General features: G+C 51.8%; 20 protein-coding genes and 1 pseudogene. 14 read left to right on the top strand and 7 right to left on the bottom strand.

Annotation, left to right across the window (positions count from 1 at the left end):
• Positions 1 to 42 precede the first annotated feature (42 nt).
• On the bottom strand, positions 43 to 2133 hold the full coding sequence (locus tag ACUU1M_RS09655) for a YccS/YhfK family putative transporter (RefSeq protein ID WP_005081986.1): 2091 nt from the start codon (positions 2131 to 2133) through the stop codon (positions 43 to 45).
• Between the two features lie 50 nt (positions 2134 to 2183).
• Positions 2184 to 2816, bottom strand: coding sequence for a cAMP-activated global transcriptional regulator CRP (crp, locus tag ACUU1M_RS09650; RefSeq protein ID WP_000242755.1), 633 nt, complete (start codon positions 2814 to 2816; stop codon positions 2184 to 2186).
• Positions 2817 to 3117: 301 nt separating this feature from the next.
• On the opposite strand from crp, the gene ACUU1M_RS09645 reads away from it, so the two are divergent.
• Positions 3118 to 3522: an OsmC family protein gene (locus ACUU1M_RS09645; protein WP_001148908.1), complete on the top strand. Its 405-nt coding sequence runs from the start codon at positions 3118 to 3120 to the stop codon at positions 3520 to 3522.
• A 54-nt stretch (positions 3523 to 3576) separates the two neighbouring features.
• Here the strand turns inward: ACUU1M_RS09645 and ACUU1M_RS09640 are convergent, their stop codons facing one another.
• Genes ACUU1M_RS09640 through ACUU1M_RS09625 form a run of 4 tightly spaced genes read right to left on the bottom strand, consistent with a single transcriptional unit; the run spans position 3577 to position 7647 of the window.
• Entirely contained in the window at positions 3577 to 4446 is an 870-nt protein-coding gene (locus ACUU1M_RS09640; RefSeq protein ID WP_001274680.1) for a phosphoribulokinase, read from the bottom strand.
• A 53-nt stretch (positions 4447 to 4499) separates the two neighbouring features.
• Positions 4500 to 4718 carry a YheU family protein gene (locus ACUU1M_RS09635; RefSeq protein WP_000907085.1) on the bottom strand — a complete coding sequence of 73 codons (219 nt, stop codon included), beginning with the start codon at positions 4716 to 4718 and terminating at the stop codon, positions 4500 to 4502.
• Positions 4712 to 5734, bottom strand: a complete 1023-nt coding sequence (locus ACUU1M_RS09630) for a hydrolase (protein ID WP_000057414.1) — start codon at positions 5732 to 5734, stop codon at positions 4712 to 4714. The genes ACUU1M_RS09635 and ACUU1M_RS09630 overlap by 7 nt, the downstream gene beginning before the upstream one ends.
• Entirely contained in the window at positions 5734 to 7647 is a 1914-nt protein-coding gene (locus tag ACUU1M_RS09625; RefSeq protein ID WP_000634829.1) for an ABC transporter ATP-binding protein, read from the bottom strand. Before ACUU1M_RS09625 ends, ACUU1M_RS09630 begins: the two co-directional genes overlap by 1 nt.
• 130 nt (positions 7648 to 7777) lie before the next feature.
• On the opposite strand from ACUU1M_RS09625, the gene kefG reads away from it, so the two are divergent.
• The 4 genes and pseudogenes from kefG to slyD all read left to right on the top strand — a co-directional run bounded on the left by kefG (position 7778) and on the right by slyD (position 11035).
• Positions 7778 to 8329 carry a glutathione-regulated potassium-efflux system ancillary protein KefG gene (gene kefG, locus ACUU1M_RS09620; protein WP_152028848.1) on the top strand — a complete coding sequence of 184 codons (552 nt, stop codon included), beginning with the start codon at positions 7778 to 7780 and terminating at the stop codon, positions 8327 to 8329.
• Positions 8329 to 10134 (top strand): annotated as a pseudogene (gene kefB / locus ACUU1M_RS09615) (glutathione-regulated potassium-efflux system protein KefB). The gene kefG and the pseudogene kefB overlap by 1 nt, the downstream one beginning before the upstream one ends.
• 9 nt (positions 10135 to 10143) lie before the next feature.
• Complete coding sequence (locus tag ACUU1M_RS09610) at positions 10144 to 10344, top strand: YheV family putative zinc ribbon protein (RefSeq protein WP_001007730.1); 201 nt, start codon at positions 10144 to 10146, stop codon at positions 10342 to 10344.
• Positions 10345 to 10438: 94 nt separating this feature from the next.
• Entirely contained in the window at positions 10439 to 11035 is a 597-nt protein-coding gene (gene slyD / locus ACUU1M_RS09605; protein WP_016241663.1) for a peptidylprolyl isomerase, read from the top strand.
• 48 nt (positions 11036 to 11083) lie between these two features.
• On the opposite strand, the gene ACUU1M_RS09600 is transcribed toward slyD, so the two are convergent.
• Positions 11084 to 11302: a protein SlyX gene (locus ACUU1M_RS09600; RefSeq protein WP_001153615.1), complete on the bottom strand. Its 219-nt coding sequence runs from the start codon at positions 11300 to 11302 to the stop codon at positions 11084 to 11086.
• A gap of 220 nt (positions 11303 to 11522) precedes the next feature.
• Here ACUU1M_RS09600 and fkpA point away from each other — a divergent pair, with 220 nt between their 5' ends.
• The 9 genes from fkpA to ACUU1M_RS09555 all read left to right on the top strand — a co-directional run.
• Positions 11523 to 12335: an FKBP-type peptidyl-prolyl cis-trans isomerase gene (gene fkpA, locus ACUU1M_RS09595; RefSeq protein ID WP_000838275.1), complete on the top strand. Its 813-nt coding sequence runs from the start codon at positions 11523 to 11525 to the stop codon at positions 12333 to 12335.
• 166 nt (positions 12336 to 12501) lie between these two features.
• Entirely contained in the window at positions 12502 to 13224 is a 723-nt protein-coding gene (locus ACUU1M_RS09590) for a helix-turn-helix transcriptional regulator (RefSeq protein WP_000091466.1), read from the top strand.
• The gene (tusD, locus tag ACUU1M_RS09585) at positions 13224 to 13610 is read left to right on the top strand and encodes a sulfurtransferase complex subunit TusD (RefSeq protein WP_001209706.1); all 387 of its coding nucleotides are present in this window, start codon (positions 13224 to 13226) and stop codon (positions 13608 to 13610) included. The genes ACUU1M_RS09590 and tusD overlap by 1 nt, the downstream gene beginning before the upstream one ends.
• Positions 13610 to 13969: a sulfurtransferase complex subunit TusC gene (gene tusC / locus ACUU1M_RS09580; protein ID WP_000820723.1), complete on the top strand. Its 360-nt coding sequence runs from the start codon at positions 13610 to 13612 to the stop codon at positions 13967 to 13969. Before tusD ends, tusC begins: the two co-directional genes overlap by 1 nt.
• 7 nt (positions 13970 to 13976) lie before the next feature.
• The gene (gene tusB / locus ACUU1M_RS09575) at positions 13977 to 14264 is read left to right on the top strand and encodes a sulfurtransferase complex subunit TusB (protein ID WP_000903372.1); all 288 of its coding nucleotides are present in this window, start codon (positions 13977 to 13979) and stop codon (positions 14262 to 14264) included.
• Between the two features lie 125 nt (positions 14265 to 14389).
• Complete coding sequence (gene rpsL / locus ACUU1M_RS09570; protein WP_000246815.1) at positions 14390 to 14764, top strand: 30S ribosomal protein S12; 375 nt, start codon at positions 14390 to 14392, stop codon at positions 14762 to 14764.
• A gap of 96 nt (positions 14765 to 14860) precedes the next feature.
• Positions 14861 to 15331 carry a 30S ribosomal protein S7 gene (gene rpsG / locus ACUU1M_RS09565; protein WP_001138043.1) on the top strand — a complete coding sequence of 157 codons (471 nt, stop codon included), beginning with the start codon at positions 14861 to 14863 and terminating at the stop codon, positions 15329 to 15331.
• 96 nt (positions 15332 to 15427) lie between these two features.
• Complete coding sequence (fusA, locus tag ACUU1M_RS09560) at positions 15428 to 17542, top strand: elongation factor G (protein WP_000124696.1); 2115 nt, start codon at positions 15428 to 15430, stop codon at positions 17540 to 17542.
• Between the two features lie 70 nt (positions 17543 to 17612).
• Positions 17613 to 17822 (top strand): GTP-binding protein (locus tag ACUU1M_RS09555; protein ID WP_000031661.1); only part of this gene is annotated, 210 nt, incomplete at its 3' end.

Genomic DNA, 17822 nt, shown 5'->3' with positions numbered 1-17822 from the left:
TCGGATGCGGCGTGAATGCCTTATCCGATGGTTTAGCCTGTATTACGCCTTCGAATCCCGCAACTTGCGACTCAGCCAAATCCCGTGATGCGGTCGCTGACGCCATGCCATCGACGAAATGGTGTGCATGGTGTTCAGATGGCCAATAACCCGCTGTAAATGCTGCTCCAGCGTACCTGCCGCGCCTTCGTGCGGCTGCATCTCCGGCGCATCCATGATATTGGCATCGCCAGAACTACCCGGTTCGTCATACTCCAGTCGCTGCTGACAACGCTGAATGGCGATTTCACAAGACTGTAAATACTCTTGTGCCAGTTCAGGTGGCAATGCCCGGTGTTCCCGCGCCAGCGTGGTCATGGCATTAATATGCTCAACAATAAACTGGCTGTGCGTTACCCACAGTTTCATATCTGCCAGATAATGGCTGTTGAATGCCGGTTCCTGCATCGCCTGATTCAATGAGTTATACAGAGTGTTATGCGCCTGATTTACCCGCATTCTCTGCCAGGCCAGTGGCGTTGGTTGCGGGTCCTCGCTCAGAATCAAGCGAATCGCTTCCTGATAGGCTTCTAAAGCATCATGGGCGTTTTTACGCAATAACCCGCTCTGCCACTGCGGCCACAGCCAGACGGTACCACCGAAAGCAATCAAACAACCAATAATGGTATCGATAAGACGTGGAAGGATGTACTGCTCACCGTTCAGCCACAACAGTTGCAGGGTATACACTGCGGTAATAGTAAAACCGACCGTTGCCCAGCCGTAGTTTTTGCGCAATATCAGGTAGCTGGCGAGGGTGGTAATCAGCATCAACGTCAGGGTGTAACCTTCGGGAATTTTAAAGTGCAGCGCTACGCCCGCAATGATTAACCCGACCACGGTTCCCACGGAGCGATTCACAATCCTCAGACGGGTTGCGCCATAGCCATTTTGTGTCACCAGCAATACCGTCATCAGGATCCAGTACGACTTCGGCAGATGCAGCACGGTGCCCATCAGGCTGGCAACGCTTAACATCACACTGAGTCGTCCGGCATTGCGTAGCGCCGGAGACTTTAGTGACAGATAACTTTTCAGTGCCGGAAGTAACGGCATTCGCCGCTGTTTATCGGCCAGTAAGTCACGGGCATAGAGCGGTTTTTGGGTGCGCAGCACGCGGGCGATGCGGCTGAAATGCCAGTAGCAGAATTGCCCAACCGGATTATCCGGATGCTGGCGGGCGATTTTTTCCAGTGCGCCAATTTGCTTTTCCATCGTAAAACGCGTTGGCAGGCGATGGTAAAGAATGTCATCAGCCAGCACGCGCAGGCGAGCGGCGACGGTTTGCGCATTCCAGCGGATAACTTCTTCCGCATGGCTACGCTCGACCAGTTTTTGCACCTCTTCCGGCTGATGCAAACTGACCGAAATATGTTCCTGCAAATCCAGCGCCTCCTGGAAAATACGCAGCATCCGCTTGTAATCGGTATTGTTTTGCGCGGAAAGCATATGCATTTGCTGATAGCACTGAGTAATTAAATCGACCGCTTTTTGCTGGCGCACCAGCAGCGGTGGCAGCGCTTTTTCAGGATCGGTGTGCTGGGTAAGCAGGCTGTATTTGGCTTCACAATAATCTGCCAGTTCACGGTACAGCAGACTTAGTGACTCGCGCAGCGGTTGTTCGCGCCAGATCCAGAACCAAAACCAGTTAAACAATCCGTACCAGAGAGTGCCCAACGCATAGATGAGCAATGGTTCCCAGACCGGCATGTATCCCGCCAGACTGAGGGTAAAAATGGCGGCGAGCAGCGATGCAGGAAGCAATTTTGCGTGCAATGGCCCCAGCTCAGCAGTGACGCCAAGTACCAGCGTTAATCCGGTCAGCAAAAAGGGCAGGGGAACATCTTTTACCAGTAGCAGCTGTGTCAGTAAGCTACAGGTGGCAAACAGCGACGCACCAATGATTAAGTGTTTGAAAAAACGTTTATGAGGCGTATCAAGGCCCGCAATATTGCAACAGGCAGGAACGAGGGAGAAGAGCAGACCGAATCGTAATTCGCCAAGCATTAACCCAACGGCCACGGGCAAACATAGCACCAGCGTTTGTCGAAGTGCATAGTTGATATCGGGGTGATAAATCAGTCTGCGCCACATCGGGGGAAACAAAATGGCGCGCTACCAGGTAACGCGCCACTCCGACGGGATTAACGAGTGCCGTAAACGACGATGGTTTTACCGTGTGCGGAGATCAGGTTCTGATCTTCCAGCATCTTCAGAATGCGTCCCACGGTTTCACGAGAACAGCCGACAATCTGACCGATTTCCTGACGGGTAATTTTGATTTGCATACCGTCCGGGTGAGTCATAGCATCTGGTTGTTTTGCCAGGTTCAGCAGAGTCTGTGCAATGCGGCCCGTCACGTCGAGGAACGCCAGGTTGCCCACTTTCTCTGAAGTGACTTGCAGACGACGCGCCATCTGTGCAGACAGACGCATCAGAATGTCCGGGTTTACCTGAATCAATTGGCGAAATTTTTTGTACGAAATTTCAGCCACTTCACAGGCGGTTTTCGCACGTACCCATGCGCTACGTTCCTGGCCCTCTTCAAACAGGCCCAGTTCGCCAATAAAATCACCCTGATTCAGATAGGAGAGGATCATTTCTTTACCCTCTTCGTCTTTGATCAGCACTGCCACAGAGCCTTTAACGATGTAGTACAGCGTTTCCGCTTTTTCACCCTGGTGAATAAGCGTGCTCTTGGATGGGTACTTATGAATGTGGCAATGAGACAAGAACCATTCGAGAGTCGGGTCTGTTTGCGGTTTGCCAAGCACCATGCGCGGTTATCCTCTGTTATAAGCTTTCTCCAGAGCCAGATAACGCCGCTGTCTCTGGATTGCCGAAATATGCTTCCCGCTACCTGGGAAGGGGCTATCAACTGTACTGCACGGTAATGTGACGTCCTTTGCATACATGCAGTACATCAATGTATTACTGTAGCATCCTGACTGTTTTAGCATAGCTTTCGCTTTGTGTCTCCTGGTGTCTCGCTTCAGCATGACCCAGGTCGCCTTCCGTTGCGCGATTTGGTTAGTACGCGTACTCTGTCAGGAAAATTGACGCAGTGGAGTAGCAAAAATGCAAGCGCGAGTGAAGTGGGTCGAAGGGTTAACTTTTCTGGGCGAATCCGCCTCTGGTCACCAGATTTTAATGGACGGCAACTCAGGCGATAAAGCACCAAGTCCGATGGAAATGGTGTTGATGGCGGCGGGTGGTTGCAGTGCCATCGATGTGGTTTCGATCCTGCAAAAAGGGCGTCAGGATGTGGTCGATTGTGAAGTAAAATTGACCTCTGAACGCCGCGAAGAGGCACCACGCCTGTTTACGCACATTAATCTGCATTTTATCGTCACCGGTCGCGACCTGAAAGACGCAGCGGTTGCGCGTGCGGTTGATCTCTCTGCCGAGAAATATTGTTCAGTGGCGTTGATGCTGGAAAAAGCGGTGAATATTACTCACTCGTATGAAGTGGTTGCCGCGTGACTTAACTATCCCGTTGTGAAGCCGGATAGTATTTTATCCGGCATAATAGTAAAGTTACTCGATTTTCTTTCCTTCCATCAATCGTTGCACCAGCGGCAGCATAATTAATTCCATTGCCAGCCCCATTTTGCCGCCAGGTACCACTAACGTATTGATGTGGGAAATGAATGAGCCTTGCAACATCGCCAGCAGCCAAGGGAAATCGATCCCTTCCAGATTACGAAAATGGATCACCACAAAGCTTTCATCCAGCGACGGGATACCTTTTGCCGCGAACGGGTTTGAAGTGTCGACGGTGGGAACGCGCTGGAAGTTAAGATGGGTGCGGGAAAACTGCGGTGTGATGTAGTTGATATAGTCTTCCATTGAACGCACTACCGAGTCCATTACTGCTTCTCGTGAGTGCCCGCGCTCGCTGGTGTCGCGGATCAGTTTTTGAATCCACTCAAGGTTAACGATAGGCACTACGCCGACCAGTAAGTCCACATGCTGCGCAACGTTATGCTGTGGCGTGACTACGCCGCCGTGTAAACCTTCATAAAACAGTACATCAGTGGGTTCTGGTAAAGGTTGCCAGGGGGTGAATGTTCCCGGTACCTGATTCCAGGGTACGGCTTCGTCGTAGGTATGCAGATATTTGCGAGATTTCCCTTTGCCGCTCTGACCGTATTCAATGAAGGTTTGTTCCAGCAGGCCGAAGTCGTTCGCTTCGGGGCCGAAGTAGCTGATATGCCGCCCGGCGTCGCGCGCTTTGCGGATCGCCATGTCCATTTCCGGGCGGGTGTAACGGTGAAAACTGTCGCCTTCCACCTCAGCTGCATGCAGATTTAACTGCGCGAATATTTTACGAAACGCGAGGCTGGTGGTGGTGGTCCCCGCGCCGCTGGATCCTGTTACCGCAATGACCGGATGTTTGGCAGACATAGTAACTCCATGACTTAGCTATCACTATTATCTCGTCCGCCGACGGTTGCAGGTTATTCGCGAAACTGACTGCGCGGCATAATATTGACCGTTTCGTGCAGCTCCGACCATACCAGCACCGCTTCTCCGCACTGTAGCTGGCGTTTGACGTCGGCGACTTTCTGTTCAAGTGTACGCTCATGTTCACCATAATCGGTGCCTTCACGTAACACAAAGCTTTCAATTAAATTTTCCAGCGTTTCGGGGGAGAGGTCTTGCCACGGAATCAACATGATTTCGCCTCCAGATACGTTGTTAACCAGTCAGGAATGCGTGACTCCAGCCACATTTGCGGATGAAGTAATGTACCGCCAATAAAGCCAACATGACCGCCATGTTCAGTCAGTTGATACTCCACCTGCGAGGGGAGACTTTCCGGTTTTGGGATCACCTGATGATCCATAAACGGATCGTCTTTGGCGTGAATAATCAGCGTCGGTTTGGCGATCCGGTTCAGCATCGGCATGGCGCTACACTGACGATAATAGTCGATAGCGTCGGCGTAGCCGTGAATTCTGGCGGTGATTAGATCGTCAAATTCACGGATGCGACGTACCGATTTTAACTGCGCGAGATTAATCGGCAGCGTTCCGGGGTAGGCTGCCAGCTTGCGCGCGGCATTGGCTTTTAACAGGTTCAGCAAGTAACGCTGATAAACGCGGGAAAAGCCCTTTTCCATATGATAGCTACAGGCTTCCAGCATAAACGGCGCAGAGACAATCACCGCCGCATCAACCGGGAGATCATTGCCTTCCTTTGCCAGCAAACAGGCCAGCATATTACCGCCGAGCGAATAGCCGACGGCAGCCGTTGGCGCATGACCAAATTCGCGTTGCAGCCAGCGTAAAAACCAACTGGCGTCTTCGGTTTCGCCCGAATGGTAAATGCGGTGCATACGGTTTGGTTCACCGCTGCATCCGCGAAAATGCATCACCACGCCCAGCCAGCCGCGCTTTTGCGCCGCCTCAACCAGACCGTGGGCGTAAGGGCTATTGAGACTGCCTTCCAGCCCGTGAAACACCACTAAACGCGGTTTATGTTTCGCCTGTGCGGGGTCTTCACTCCACGAGAGATCGACAAAATCGCCGTCGGGCAACTCCAGCCGCTGCCAGTACGGGGTGAATTTCACCTGACGACGAAACAAACGCGGCAGCATAGTTTGTAGATGACAATTGCTAAAGCCGCGCATAGGGGTGAATTCAGCACTGCTGCTAAATTCATTGGCATCGGTCGTCGTTATCTGCGCCATCAGTTGCTTTGGCCTTCCAGCAGCATCTGCTCAAGCTGCTCCTGGGCTTCCAGCCACGCCATTTCGCACTCTTCCAGGCCGGATTTGGCGCTGGCTTGCTGTTGCAGGCAGGCGGTCAACTCCGCTTTACGGCTCTGGTCATACAGTTCGCTGTCGCCGAGTTTCTCTTCCGCCTGCGCCAGTTGCGCGTTCAGCTTCTCCATCTCTTTTTCCAGACGGGCAATCTCTTTACGCAGCGGCTGGGTTTGCGCACGCAGCTCCGCTTCCCGACGCTTCTGATCTTTACGTGCCTGGGCGCTGTTCGCGTTCTCTTTTGGCGCTTCGTCGGTCTGGTTTTCCTGCTTTTGTACGTCGCTCAACCACTGTTGATAATCTTCCAGATCGCCGTCGAACGGTTCGACTTTACGATCGTGAACCAGGTAGAGATCGTCAGTGGTGGAACGCAGCAAATGACGGTCGTGCGAAACGACAACCAGCGCGCCTTCAAACTCGATTAATGCTTCGGTGAGTGCCTGACGCATGTCGAGGTCAAGGTGGTTAGTCGGTTCGTCGAGCAGCAGCAGATTCGGACGCTGCCAGACAATTAATGCCAGCACCAGGCGGGCTTTTTCCCCACCGGAGAAGCGGCGCGTTTCTTCGGTTACTTTATCGCCCAGGAAACCAAAGCCGCCGAGGTAGTCACGCAGTTTTTGTTCCAGCTCCTGCGGCGCTAAACGTGCCAGATGTTGAATAGGTGATTCGTCGGCGCGCAGGTATTCAAGTTGATGCTGGGCGAAGTAGCCGAGCTTGATCCCTTTCGCCAGACCAATTTCACCGCTGACTGGCGCAAGTTCACCGGCTAACAGTTTGATTAATGTCGATTTACCTGCGCCGTTGCGGCCTAACAGACCAATGCGCGAGCCGGGGACCAGATTCAATTTAATCGAGTCGAGAATAATGCGATCGCCATAGCCTGCGCTGACCTTTTCCATCTTCAGTAACGGATTTGGCAGGCTTTCCGGCGCGCGGAAGCTAAAGCGGAACGGGTTGTCGACGTGTGCGGGGGCAATCAGCTCCATACGTTCCAGCATCTTAATGCGGCTCTGGGCCTGCTTCGCTTTGGTGGCTTTGGCACGGAAACGATCGATATAACTTTGCAGATGTGCCACGCGTTCCTGCTGGCTTTCGTACATCGCTTGTTGCTGCGCCAGACGGGTGGCGCGCTGTACTTCAAACGAACTGTAGTTGCCGGTGTACTCGAACATGCTTTGTTGTTCGATATGAATAATTTTATCAACGATCGGATCGAGGAAGTCGCGGTCGTGAGAGATCAGGATCAGCGTGCCCTGATAGCTCTTCAACCATTTTTCCAGCCAGATAACGGCATCGAGATCGAGGTGGTTAGTCGGTTCGTCGAGCAGCAGCAAGTCTGAACGGCAAATCAGCGCTTGGGCAAGGTTAAGACGCATACGCCAGCCACCGGAGAAATCACTTACCGGGCGCTCCAGTTGTTCATTGCTGAAACCGAGGCCGTGCAGCAGGCTGGCGGCACGGGAGCGAATACTCCATGCGTCAATAGCATCCAGCTTGCTATGAATGGTCGCAATGGTGTGCCCGTCGTTACGTTCGTTGGCGTCGTGCAGCTGCGCTTCCAGTTGACGATATTCACGGTCGCCGTCAATGACATATTCCAGCGCCGCTTGCGGTAACGCTGGCGTTTCCTGATTCACCCACGCCAGTTGCCAGCTTCCCGGAAAGGTGTAGCTGCCGCCGTCGGCGCTGATTTCATTTTTCAGCAATGCCAGCAGGGTAGATTTACCACAGCCGTTTTTACCCACCAGGCCGACTTTCTGCCCGGGGTTGATGGTGGCGGTGGCATTATCCAGCAGGACGCGCACGCCGCGACGAATTTGTAACGAGGAGAAAACAATCATAAGGCGCCGTATGTTCAGACTATGTTAACTTATCATTATGATAATGTAATGTATGGGCGAGCTGCCGCACCGGGCGCAATGGTAGCCCAAAACAGCGACTATACACAAAAACCATACCGGGAGGGGGATGATGTCTCAGCCAGCGAAAGTTTTGCTGCTGTATGCCCATCCGGAATCTCAGGACTCGGTGGCAAACCGGGTACTGCTTAAACCGGCCACGCAGCTCAGCAATGTTACCGTGCACGACCTTTACGCGCACTATCCCGATTTTTTTATTGATATCCCCCGTGAGCAGGCATTACTGCGCGAGCACGAGGTGATTGTCTTTCAGCATCCTCTTTATACCTATAGCTGCCCGGCGCTACTGAAAGAGTGGCTGGACCGGGTATTAAGTCGTGGTTTTGCCAGCGGGCCGGGAGGAAACCAACTGGAGGGAAAGTACTGGCGTAACGTGATTACCACCGGCGAGCCGGAAAGTGCTTACCGTTATGACGCGCTGAATCGCTACCCGATGAGCGATGTGCTGCGCCCCTTTGAACTGGCGGCGGGCATGTGCCGGATGCATTGGTTAAGTCCCATCATTATTTACTGGGCGAGACGGCAAAGCGCAAAGGAGCTGGCGAGCCACGCCAGAGCCTACGGTGACTGGTTGGCAAATCCGCTGTCTCCAGGAGGCCGCTGATGGAAGGTTCCGATTTTTTACTCGCAGGAGTGCTGTTTCTCTTCGCGGCGGTGGCTGCGGTGCCGTTGGCATCGCGGCTGGGGATTGGCGCTGTGTTGGGATATTTGCTGGCAGGGATTGCAATTGGCCCGTGGGGGCTGGTGTTTATTAGCGACGTCGATGAGATCCTCCACTTTTCGGAACTCGGCGTGGTATTCCTGATGTTTATCATCGGCCTTGAGTTGAATCCCTCCAAACTTTGGCAACTGCGGCGTTCGATTTTTGGCGTAGGCGCGGCACAGGTGCTGTTAAGCGCGGCGTTGCTGGCGGGATTATTGATGCTGACGGATTTCGCCTGGCAGGCGGCGGTGGTCGGTGGCATTGGCCTTGCGATGTCTTCAACTGCAATGGCGTTGCAATTGATGCGTGAGAAAGGGATGAATCGCAGCGAATCCGGCCAGCTCGGGTTTTCGGTTCTGCTGTTTCAGGATCTGGCAGTGATCCCAGCACTGGCGTTAGTGCCGTTGTTGGCGGGGTCGGCAGACGAACATTTCGACTGGATGAAGATCGGCATGAAGGTGCTGGCGTTTGTCGGCATGCTGATTGGTGGGCGCTATTTACTGCGTCCGGTATTCCGCTTTATTGCAGCTTCTGGCGTGCGGGAAGTGTTCACCGCCGCGACGCTGCTGCTGGTGTTGGGTTCCGCATTGTTTATGGATGCGCTGGGGCTGTCGATGGCGCTCGGTACATTTATTGCGGGCGTGCTGCTGGCGGAAAGTGAATATCGCCATGAACTGGAAACGGCTATCGATCCCTTCAAAGGCTTGCTGCTCGGTTTGTTCTTTATCTCTGTCGGCATGTCGCTCAACCTCGGGGTGCTTTATACCCATCTGTTGTGGGTAGTGATAAGCGTGGTTGTGCTGGTGGCGGTGAAAATTCTCGTGCTGTATCTGCTGGCGCGATTGTATGGCGTGCGTAGCTCAGAGCGGATGCAGTTTGCTGGCGTGTTGAGTCAGGGCGGTGAGTTTGCCTTTGTCCTCTTTTCTACCGCTTCTTCACAACGTTTATTCCAGGGCGACCAGATGGCGCTGTTGCTGGTGACGGTGACGCTTTCCATGATGACCACGCCGTTGCTGATGAAGCTGGTGGATAAATGGCTATCCCGCCAGTTTAACGGACCGGAAGAAGAAGACGAAAAACCGTGGGTCAACGATGATAAACCCCAGGTCATTGTCGTGGGCTTCGGGCGTTTTGGTCAGGTGATTGGTCGTTTGCTGATGGCAAATAAAATGCGCATTACCGTGCTGGAGCGGGATATCAGCGCCGTTAACCTGATGCGTAAATATGGCTACAAAGTTTATTACGGCGACGCCACGCAGGTCGATCTTTTACGTTCTGCGGGTGCAGAGGCCGCTGAGTCTATCGTCATTACCTGTAACGAGCCGGAAGACACCATGAAGCTGGTGGAAATATGCCAGCAGCACTTTCCGCATTTGCATATTCTTGCGCGAGCGCGCGGACGTGTGGAAGCGCATGAGTTATTACAGGCAGGGGTGACGCAGTTTTCCCGTGAAACATTCTACAGTGCGTTAGAGCTGGGGCGCAAGACGCTGGTCACGCTTGGCATGCATCCGCATCAGGCACAGCGGGCGTAACTGCATTTTCGCCGCCTGGATATGCGAATGCTGCGGGAGTTAATCCCGATGCATGCTGATACCGTACAAATTTCTCGCGCCAGGGAAGCCCGACGCGAACTGGAAGAGATTTTCCAGCGTGAAATGCAACAAGAACGACGCCAGCTGGACGGCTGGGATGAATTTGAGTAGAGGGTAAGGATGGCAATCCGAAAACGTTTTATAGCGGGCGCAAAATGCCCGGCCTGTCAGGCGCAGGATTCAATGGCGATGTGGCGCGAAAATAATATTGATATTGTTGAATGTGTTAAGTGCGGACATCAGATGCGAGAAGCAGACAAAGAAGCCCGCGATCACGTTCGCAAAGATGAGCAAGTGATCGGGATTTTTCATCCGGACTAGCGATATGCGCCGAGTTTTTTTAAGCTAGTGAGTACACGGCTGCAGAATTCCGCTACAATCTGCGCCACTATTCTTCCCATGCTCAGGAGATATCATGAAAGTAGCAAAAGACCTGGTGGTCAGCCTGGCCTATCAGGTACGTACAGAAGACGGTGTGTTGGTTGATGAGTCTCCGGTGAGTGCGCCGCTGGACTACCTGCATGGTCACGGTTCCCTGATCTCTGGCCTGGAAACGGCGCTGGAAGGTCATGAAGTTGGCGACAAATTTGATGTCGCTGTTGGCGCGAACGACGCTTACGGTCAGTACGACGAAAACCTAGTGCAACGTGTTCCTAAAGACGTATTTATGGGCGTTGATGAACTGCAGGTAGGTATGCGTTTCCTGGCTGAAACTGACCAGGGTCCGGTACCGGTTGAAATCACTGCGGTTGAAGACGATCACGTAGTGGTTGATGGTAACCACATGCTGGCCGGTCAGAACCTGAAATTCAACGTTGAAGTTGTGGCGATTCGCGAAGCGACCGAAGAAGAACTGGCTCATGGCCACGTTCACGGCGCGCACGATCATCACCACGATCACGATCACGATCACGACGGTTGCTGCGGCGGTCATGGCCACGATCACGGTCATGAACACGGTGGCGAAGGCTGCTGTGGCGGTAAAGGCAACGGCGGTTGTGGTTGCCACTAATACCGAAAAGGTGACAAAAAAGCGGGGAATCCCCGCTTTTTTTACGCCTCAATAATGTGGCGGTGGCGTTTCTTCAGCCTGCGACGCGATGTTCGACGGCTGGCTGGCTTTTAACTTCTCGGTCAGCAGACGCAGATGATCGCGCAGTTTCGCCATCTCCATTTCATGAGCGGTCACCGTGACGTTCAGTTCTTCAATGGTGATTTCCTGAAAAGCCAGTCGGCTCTCCAGCTCTGCCAGGCGTGCTTCCAATGATAAATCCTGCATGATTCACCTCTTTTGTCGAATGGTCGGCGCGGATTCTACTTAACTTTGCTGCCCGAGACAGCACTCATTTCGCGGTCATCGAAACTAATTTAAACAAAAAGAGTCTGAAAATAGATGATAATAGGGCGTGTCTGTATGTAGATTTGTTCGACAACGCTTTATAGTACCCTTCTGATAATAGTTAACCCTGGGGTGAGATGCCCCGATCCTGGAGATATGGATGAAATCACTGTTTAAAGTAACGCTACTGGCGACCACAATGGCCGTTGCCCTGCATGCACCAACCACTTTTGCTGCTGAAGCTGCAAAACCTGCTACAACTGCTGACAGCAAAGCAGCGTTCAAAAATGACGATCAGAAATCAGCTTATGCACTGGGTGCTTCGCTGGGTCGTTACATGGAAAACTCTCTTAAAGAACAAGAAAAACTGGGCATCAAACTGGATAAAGATCAGCTGATCGCTGGTGTTCAGGATGCATTTGCTGATAAGAGCAAACTCTCCGACCAAGAGATCGAACAGACTCTGCAAGCATTCGAAGCTCGCGTGAAGTCTTCTGCTCAGGCGAAGATGGAAAAAGACGCGGCTGATAACGAAGCAAAAGGTAAAGAGTACCGCGAGAAATTTGCCAAAGAGAAAGGTGTGAAAACCTCTTCAACTGGTCTGGTTTATCAGGTAGTAGAAGCCGGTAAAGGCGAAGCACCGAAAGACAGCGATACTGTTGTAGTGAACTACAAAGGTACGCTGATCGACGGTAAAGAGTTCGACAACTCTTACACCCGTGGTGAACCGCTTTCTTTCCATCTGGACGGTGTTATCCCGGGTTGGACAGAAGGTCTGAAGAACATCAAGAAAGGCGGTAAGATCAAACTGGTTATTCCACCAGAACTGGCTTACGGCAAAGCGGGTGTTCCGGGGATCCCACCGAATTCTACCCTAGTGTTTGACGTAGAGCTGCTGGATGTGAAACCAGCGCCGAAGGCTGATGCAAAGCCGGAAGCTGATGCGAAAGCCGCAGATTCTGCTAAAAAATAAGCATTAAGAACCGCCGCCTGACCAGGCGGCGGTTTTTTTATTACAGGCCGGATATAATTAGTGCTGGAAAGCGGAACCTCCGCTGTATTAATTTAGTTACCCGCATCATTAATGAGCCTGCCCTGAAAAGTTAACGACAGGCTCCTGAAAAGGAGTGTTTTTTTTCATGTCCAGGTCGCTTTTAACCAACGAAACCAGTGAGTTGGATTTACTGGATCAACGTCCTTTCGACCAGACCGATTTTGATATTCTGAAATCCTACGAAGCGGTGGTGGACGGGTTAGCGATGCTTATTGGCTCCCACTGTGAAATCGTTTTGCACTCTTTGCAGGATCTAAAATGTTCAGCCATTCGCATTGCTAACGGTGAACATACAGGCCGGAAGATTGGTTCGCCAATTACTGACCTGGCGCTACGTATGCTGCACGATATGACGGGAGCGGATAGCAGCGTTTCTAAATGCTACTTTACTCGCGCCAAAAGCGGCGTATTAATGAAGTCCCTGACTATCGCGATTCGTAACCGCGAACAGCGTGTAATTGGTCTGCTGTGCATCAATATGAATCTTGATGTTCCCTTCTCGCAGATTATGAGCACTTTTGTTCCGCCAGAAACCCCGGATGTCGGTTCAAGCGTCAACTTTGCCTCTTCTGTTGAAGATCTGGTTACCCAAACGCTGGAGTTCACCATCGAAGAAGTGAATGCCGATCGCAATGTTTCTAATAACGCCAAAAATCGTCAGATCGTGCTGAATCTCTACGAGAAAGGGATCTTCGATATTAAAGATGCGATCAACCAGGTTGCTGACCGCCTGAACATCTCCAAACACACTGTCTATCTCTACATCCGCCAGTTCAAGAGCGGTGATTTTCAGGGGCAAGATAAGTAATGCGTTTTGCCATCGTGGTGACCGGGCCAGCATACGGTACGCAACAGGCGAGTAGTGCTTTTCAGTTTGCGCAGGCGCTGATAGCAGAAGGCCATAAGTTAAGCAGCGTCTTTTTCTATCGGGAAGGGGTCTATAACGCTAACCAACTGACCTCACCGGCAAGCGACGAATTTGACCTTGTGCGCGGCTGGCAACAGTTGAATGCGCAACATGGTGTGGCGCTGAATATCTGCGTAGCGGCAGCGTTACGCCGCGGTATCGTCGATGAAACTGAAGCAGGAAGGCTGGGGCTGGCTTCGTCAAACCTTCAGCCGGGATTTACCTTAAGCGGACTTGGCGCGCTGGCGGAAGCCTCGCTGACCTGTGACAGGGTGGTACAGTTCTGATGAAACGAATTGCGTTTGTTTTTTCTACTGCACCTCATGGTACAGCTGCTGGTCGGGAAGGTTTAGATGCTTTACTGGCAACTTCCGCATTAACTGACGATCTGGCCGTCTTCTTTATTGCTGATGGCGTTTTTCAGCTGCTGTCAGGACAAAAGCCCGATGCAGTGCTGGCGCGTGATTACATTGCCACTTTTAAATTGTTGAGTCTGTACGACATTGAACAGTGCTGGGTTTGTGCGGCTTCACTGCGCGAACGCGGGTTAGATCCGCAGACACCCTTTGTTGTCGAAGCCACGCCGCTCGAAGCAGATGCCTTACGCCGCGAACTCGCCAACTACGATGTTATTTTGAGGTTTTGAGGCGTTTATGCTGCACACGTTACATCGTTCACCCTGGCTGACGGATTTTGCTGCGCTGCTGCGTCTGCTCAGTGAAGGAGACGAACTGCTATTATTGCAAGATGGCGTAACTGCCGCAGTTGACGGTAACCGCTACCTTGAAAGTCTGCGTAATGCCCCCATTAAGGTCTATGCCCTGAACGAAGACCTTATTGCCCGCGGTTTGACTGGTCAAATTTTGAACGACATCATTCCCATTGACTATACTGATTTCGTCAGACTTACGGTTAAGCACTCCAGCCAGATGGCCTGGTGATGGCGGGATCGTTGTATATTTCTTGACACCTTTTCGGCATCGCCCTAAAATTCGGCGTCCTCATATTGTGTGAGGACGTTTTATTACGTGTTTACGAAGCAAAAGCTAAAACCAGGAGCTATTTAATGGCAACAGTTAACCAGCTGGTACGCAAACCACGTGCTCGCAAAGTTGCGAAAAGCAACGTGCCTGCGCTGGAAGCATGCCCGCAAAAACGTGGCGTATGTACTCGTGTATATACTACCACTCCTAAAAAACCGAACTCCGCGCTGCGTAAAGTATGCCGTGTTCGTCTGACTAACGGTTTCGAAGTGACTTCCTACATCGGTGGTGAAGGTCACAACCTGCAGGAGCACTCCGTGATCCTGATCCGTGGCGGTCGTGTTAAAGACCTCCCGGGTGTTCGTTACCACACCGTACGTGGTGCGCTTGACTGCTCCGGCGTTAAAGACCGTAAGCAGGCTCGTTCCAAGTATGGCGTGAAGCGTCCTAAGGCTTAATGGTTCTCCGTTAAGTAAGGCCAAACGTTTTAACTTAAATGTCAAACTAAACTCGTAGAGTTTTGGACAATCCTGAATTAACAACGGAGTATTTCCATGCCACGTCGTCGCGTCATTGGTCAGCGTAAAATTCTGCCGGATCCGAAGTTCGGATCAGAACTGCTGGCTAAATTTGTAAATATCCTGATGGTAGATGGTAAAAAATCTACTGCTGAATCTATCGTATACAGCGCGCTGGAGACCCTGGCTCAGCGCTCTGGTAAATCTGAACTGGAAGCATTCGAAGTAGCTCTCGAAAACGTGCGCCCGACTGTAGAAGTTAAGTCTCGCCGCGTTGGTGGTTCTACTTATCAGGTACCAGTTGAAGTCCGTCCGGTTCGTCGTAATGCTCTGGCAATGCGTTGGATCGTTGAAGCTGCTCGTAAACGCGGTGATAAATCCATGGCTCTGCGCCTGGCGAACGAACTTTCTGATGCTGCAGAAAACAAAGGTACTGCAGTTAAGAAACGTGAAGACGTTCACCGTATGGCCGAAGCCAACAAGGCGTTCGCACACTACCGTTGGTAATCCCTTCGGAGTTTTAGTCACCAGGCGGGCGCTTCCAGTAAGCAGCCCGCTTTGGGCTACTTAAATTGAACGCCTAAAAGATAAACGAGGAAACAAATGGCTCGTACAACACCCATCGCACGCTACCGTAACATCGGTATCAGTGCGCACATCGACGCCGGTAAAACCACTACTACCGAACGTATTCTGTTCTACACCGGTGTAAACCATAAAATCGGTGAAGTTCATGACGGCGCTGCAACCATGGACTGGATGGAGCAGGAGCAGGAACGTGGTATTACCATCACTTCCGCTGCGACTACTGCATTCTGGTCTGGTATGGCTAAGCAGTATGAGCCGCATCGCATCAACATCATCGACACCCCGGGGCACGTTGACTTCACAATCGAAGTAGAACGTTCCATGCGTGTTCTCGATGGTGCGGTAATGGTTTACTGCGCAGTTGGTGGTGTTCAGCCGCAGTCTGAAACCGTATGGCGTCAGGCAAACAAATATAAAGTTCCGCGCATTGCGTTCGTTAACAAAATGGACCGCATGGGTGCGAACTTCCTGAAAGTTGTTAACCAGATCAAAACCCGTCTGGGCGCGAACCCGGTTCCGCTGCAGCTGGCGATTGGTGCTGAAGAACATTTCACCGGTGTTGTTGACCTGGTGAAAATGAAAGCTATCAACTGGAACGACGCTGACCAGGGCGTAACCTTCGAATACGAAGATATCCCGGCAGACATGGTTGAACTGGCTAACGAATGGCACCAGAACCTGATCGAATCCGCAGCTGAAGCTTCTGAAGAGCTGATGGAAAAATACCTGGGTGGTGAAGAACTGACTGAAGCAGAAATCAAAGGTGCTCTGCGTCAGCGCGTTCTGAACAACGAAATCATCCTGGTAACCTGTGGTTCTGCGTTCAAGAACAAAGGTGTTCAGGCGATGCTGGATGCGGTAATTGATTACCTGCCATCCCCGTTTGACGTACCTGCGATCAACGGTATCTTGGACGACGGTAAAGACACTCCGGCTGAACGTCACGCAAGTGATGACGAGCCGTTCTCTGCACTGGCGTTCAAAATCGCTACCGACCCGTTTGTTGGTAACCTGACCTTCTTCCGTGTTTACTCCGGTGTGGTTAACTCTGGTGATACCGTACTGAACTCCGTGAAAGCTGCACGTGAGCGTTTCGGTCGTATTGTTCAGATGCACGCTAACAAACGTGAAGAGATCAAAGAAGTTCGCGCGGGCGACATCGCTGCTGCTATCGGTCTGAAAGACGTAACCACTGGTGACACCCTGTGTGACCCGGATGCGCCGATCATTCTGGAACGTATGGAATTCCCTGAGCCGGTAATCTCCATCGCAGTTGAACCGAAAACCAAAGCTGACCAGGAAAAAATGGGTCTGGCTCTGGGCCGTCTGGCTAAAGAAGACCCGTCTTTCCGTGTATGGACTGACGAAGAATCTAACCAGACCATCATCGCGGGTATGGGCGAACTGCACCTCGACATCATCGTTGACCGTATGAAGCGTGAATTCAACGTTGAAGCGAACGTAGGTAAACCGCAGGTTGCTTACCGTGAAACTATCCGCCAGAAAGTTACCGATGTTGAAGGTAAACACGCGAAACAGTCTGGTGGTCGTGGTCAGTATGGTCATGTTGTTATCGACATGTACCCGCTGGAGCCGGGTTCAAACCCGAAAGGCTACGAGTTCATCAACGACATTAAAGGTGGTGTAATCCCTGGCGAATACATCCCGGCCGTTGATAAAGGTATCCAGGAACAGCTGAAAGCAGGTCCGCTGGCAGGCTACCCGGTAGTAGACATGGGTATTCGTCTGCACTTCGGTTCTTACCATGACGTTGACTCCTCTGAACTGGCGTTTAAACTGGCTGCTTCTATCGCCTTTAAAGAAGGCTTTAAGAAAGCGAAACCAGTTCTGCTTGAGCCGATCATGAAGGTTGAAGTAGAAACTCCGGAAGAGAACACCGGTGACGTTATCGGTGACTTGAGCCGTCGTCGTGGTATGCTCAAAGGTCAGGAATCTGAAGTTACTGGCGTTAAGATCCACGCTGAAGTACCGCTGTCTGAAATGTTCGGATACGCAACTCAGCTGCGTTCTCTGACCAAAGGTCGTGCATCATACACTATGGAATTCCTGAAGTATGATGAAGCGCCGAGTAACGTTGCTCAGGCCGTAATTGAAGCCCGTGGTAAATAAGCCTAAGGGTTAATACCAAAGTCCCGTGCTCTCTCCTGAAGGGGAGAGCACTATAGTAAGGAATATAGCCGTGTCTAAAGAAAAATTTGAACGTACAAAACCGCACGTTAACGTTGGTACTATCGGCCACGTTGACCACGGTAAAACTACTCTGACCGCTGCAATCACCACCGTACTGGCTAAAACCTACGGCGGTGCTGCTCGTGCATTCGACCAGATCGATAACGCGCCGGAAGAAAAAGCTCGTGGTATCACCATCAACACTTCTCACGTTGAATAT

The sequence above is a fragment of the Shigella sp. SIG6 genome, assembly GCF_053555815.1.
This window is presented reverse-complemented; position numbering and strand designations above follow the sequence as displayed.

Excerpts from the sequence above, each read along its gene's own strand:
- ACUU1M_RS09655 (WP_005081986.1), bottom strand. The coding sequence starts at position 2,133 with ATGTGGCGCAGACTGATTTATCACCCCGATATCAACTATGCACTTCGA.
- ACUU1M_RS09590 (WP_000091466.1), top strand. The coding sequence starts at position 12,502 with ATGTCCAGGTCGCTTTTAACCAACGAAACCAGTGAGTTGGATTTACTG.
- crp (WP_000242755.1), bottom strand. The coding sequence starts at position 2,816 with ATGGTGCTTGGCAAACCGCAAACAGACCCGACTCTCGAATGGTTCTTG.
- tusD (WP_001209706.1), top strand. The coding sequence starts at position 13,224 with ATGCGTTTTGCCATCGTGGTGACCGGGCCAGCATACGGTACGCAACAG.
- ACUU1M_RS09645 (WP_001148908.1), top strand. The coding sequence starts at position 3,118 with ATGCAAGCGCGAGTGAAGTGGGTCGAAGGGTTAACTTTTCTGGGCGAA.
- ACUU1M_RS09600 (WP_001153615.1), bottom strand. The coding sequence starts at position 11,302 with ATGCAGGATTTATCATTGGAAGCACGCCTGGCAGAGCTGGAGAGCCGA.
- fkpA (WP_000838275.1), top strand. The coding sequence starts at position 11,523 with ATGAAATCACTGTTTAAAGTAACGCTACTGGCGACCACAATGGCCGTT.
- rpsL (WP_000246815.1), top strand. The coding sequence starts at position 14,390 with ATGGCAACAGTTAACCAGCTGGTACGCAAACCACGTGCTCGCAAAGTT.
- ACUU1M_RS09610 (WP_001007730.1), top strand. The coding sequence starts at position 10,144 with ATGGCAATCCGAAAACGTTTTATAGCGGGCGCAAAATGCCCGGCCTGT.
- rpsG (WP_001138043.1), top strand. The coding sequence starts at position 14,861 with ATGCCACGTCGTCGCGTCATTGGTCAGCGTAAAATTCTGCCGGATCCG.
- kefG (WP_152028848.1), top strand. The coding sequence starts at position 7,778 with ATGTCTCAGCCAGCGAAAGTTTTGCTGCTGTATGCCCATCCGGAATCT.
- tusC (WP_000820723.1), top strand. The coding sequence starts at position 13,610 with ATGAAACGAATTGCGTTTGTTTTTTCTACTGCACCTCATGGTACAGCT.
- tusB (WP_000903372.1), top strand. The coding sequence starts at position 13,977 with ATGCTGCACACGTTACATCGTTCACCCTGGCTGACGGATTTTGCTGCG.
- fusA (WP_000124696.1), top strand. The coding sequence starts at position 15,428 with ATGGCTCGTACAACACCCATCGCACGCTACCGTAACATCGGTATCAGT.
- slyD (WP_016241663.1), top strand. The coding sequence starts at position 10,439 with ATGAAAGTAGCAAAAGACCTGGTGGTCAGCCTGGCCTATCAGGTACGT.
- ACUU1M_RS09635 (WP_000907085.1), bottom strand. The coding sequence starts at position 4,718 with ATGTTGATTCCGTGGCAAGACCTCTCCCCCGAAACGCTGGAAAATTTA.
- ACUU1M_RS09625 (WP_000634829.1), bottom strand. The coding sequence starts at position 7,647 with ATGATTGTTTTCTCCTCGTTACAAATTCGTCGCGGCGTGCGCGTCCTG.
- ACUU1M_RS09630 (WP_000057414.1), bottom strand. The coding sequence starts at position 5,734 with ATGGCGCAGATAACGACGACCGATGCCAATGAATTTAGCAGCAGTGCT.
- ACUU1M_RS09640 (WP_001274680.1), bottom strand. The coding sequence starts at position 4,446 with ATGTCTGCCAAACATCCGGTCATTGCGGTAACAGGATCCAGCGGCGCG.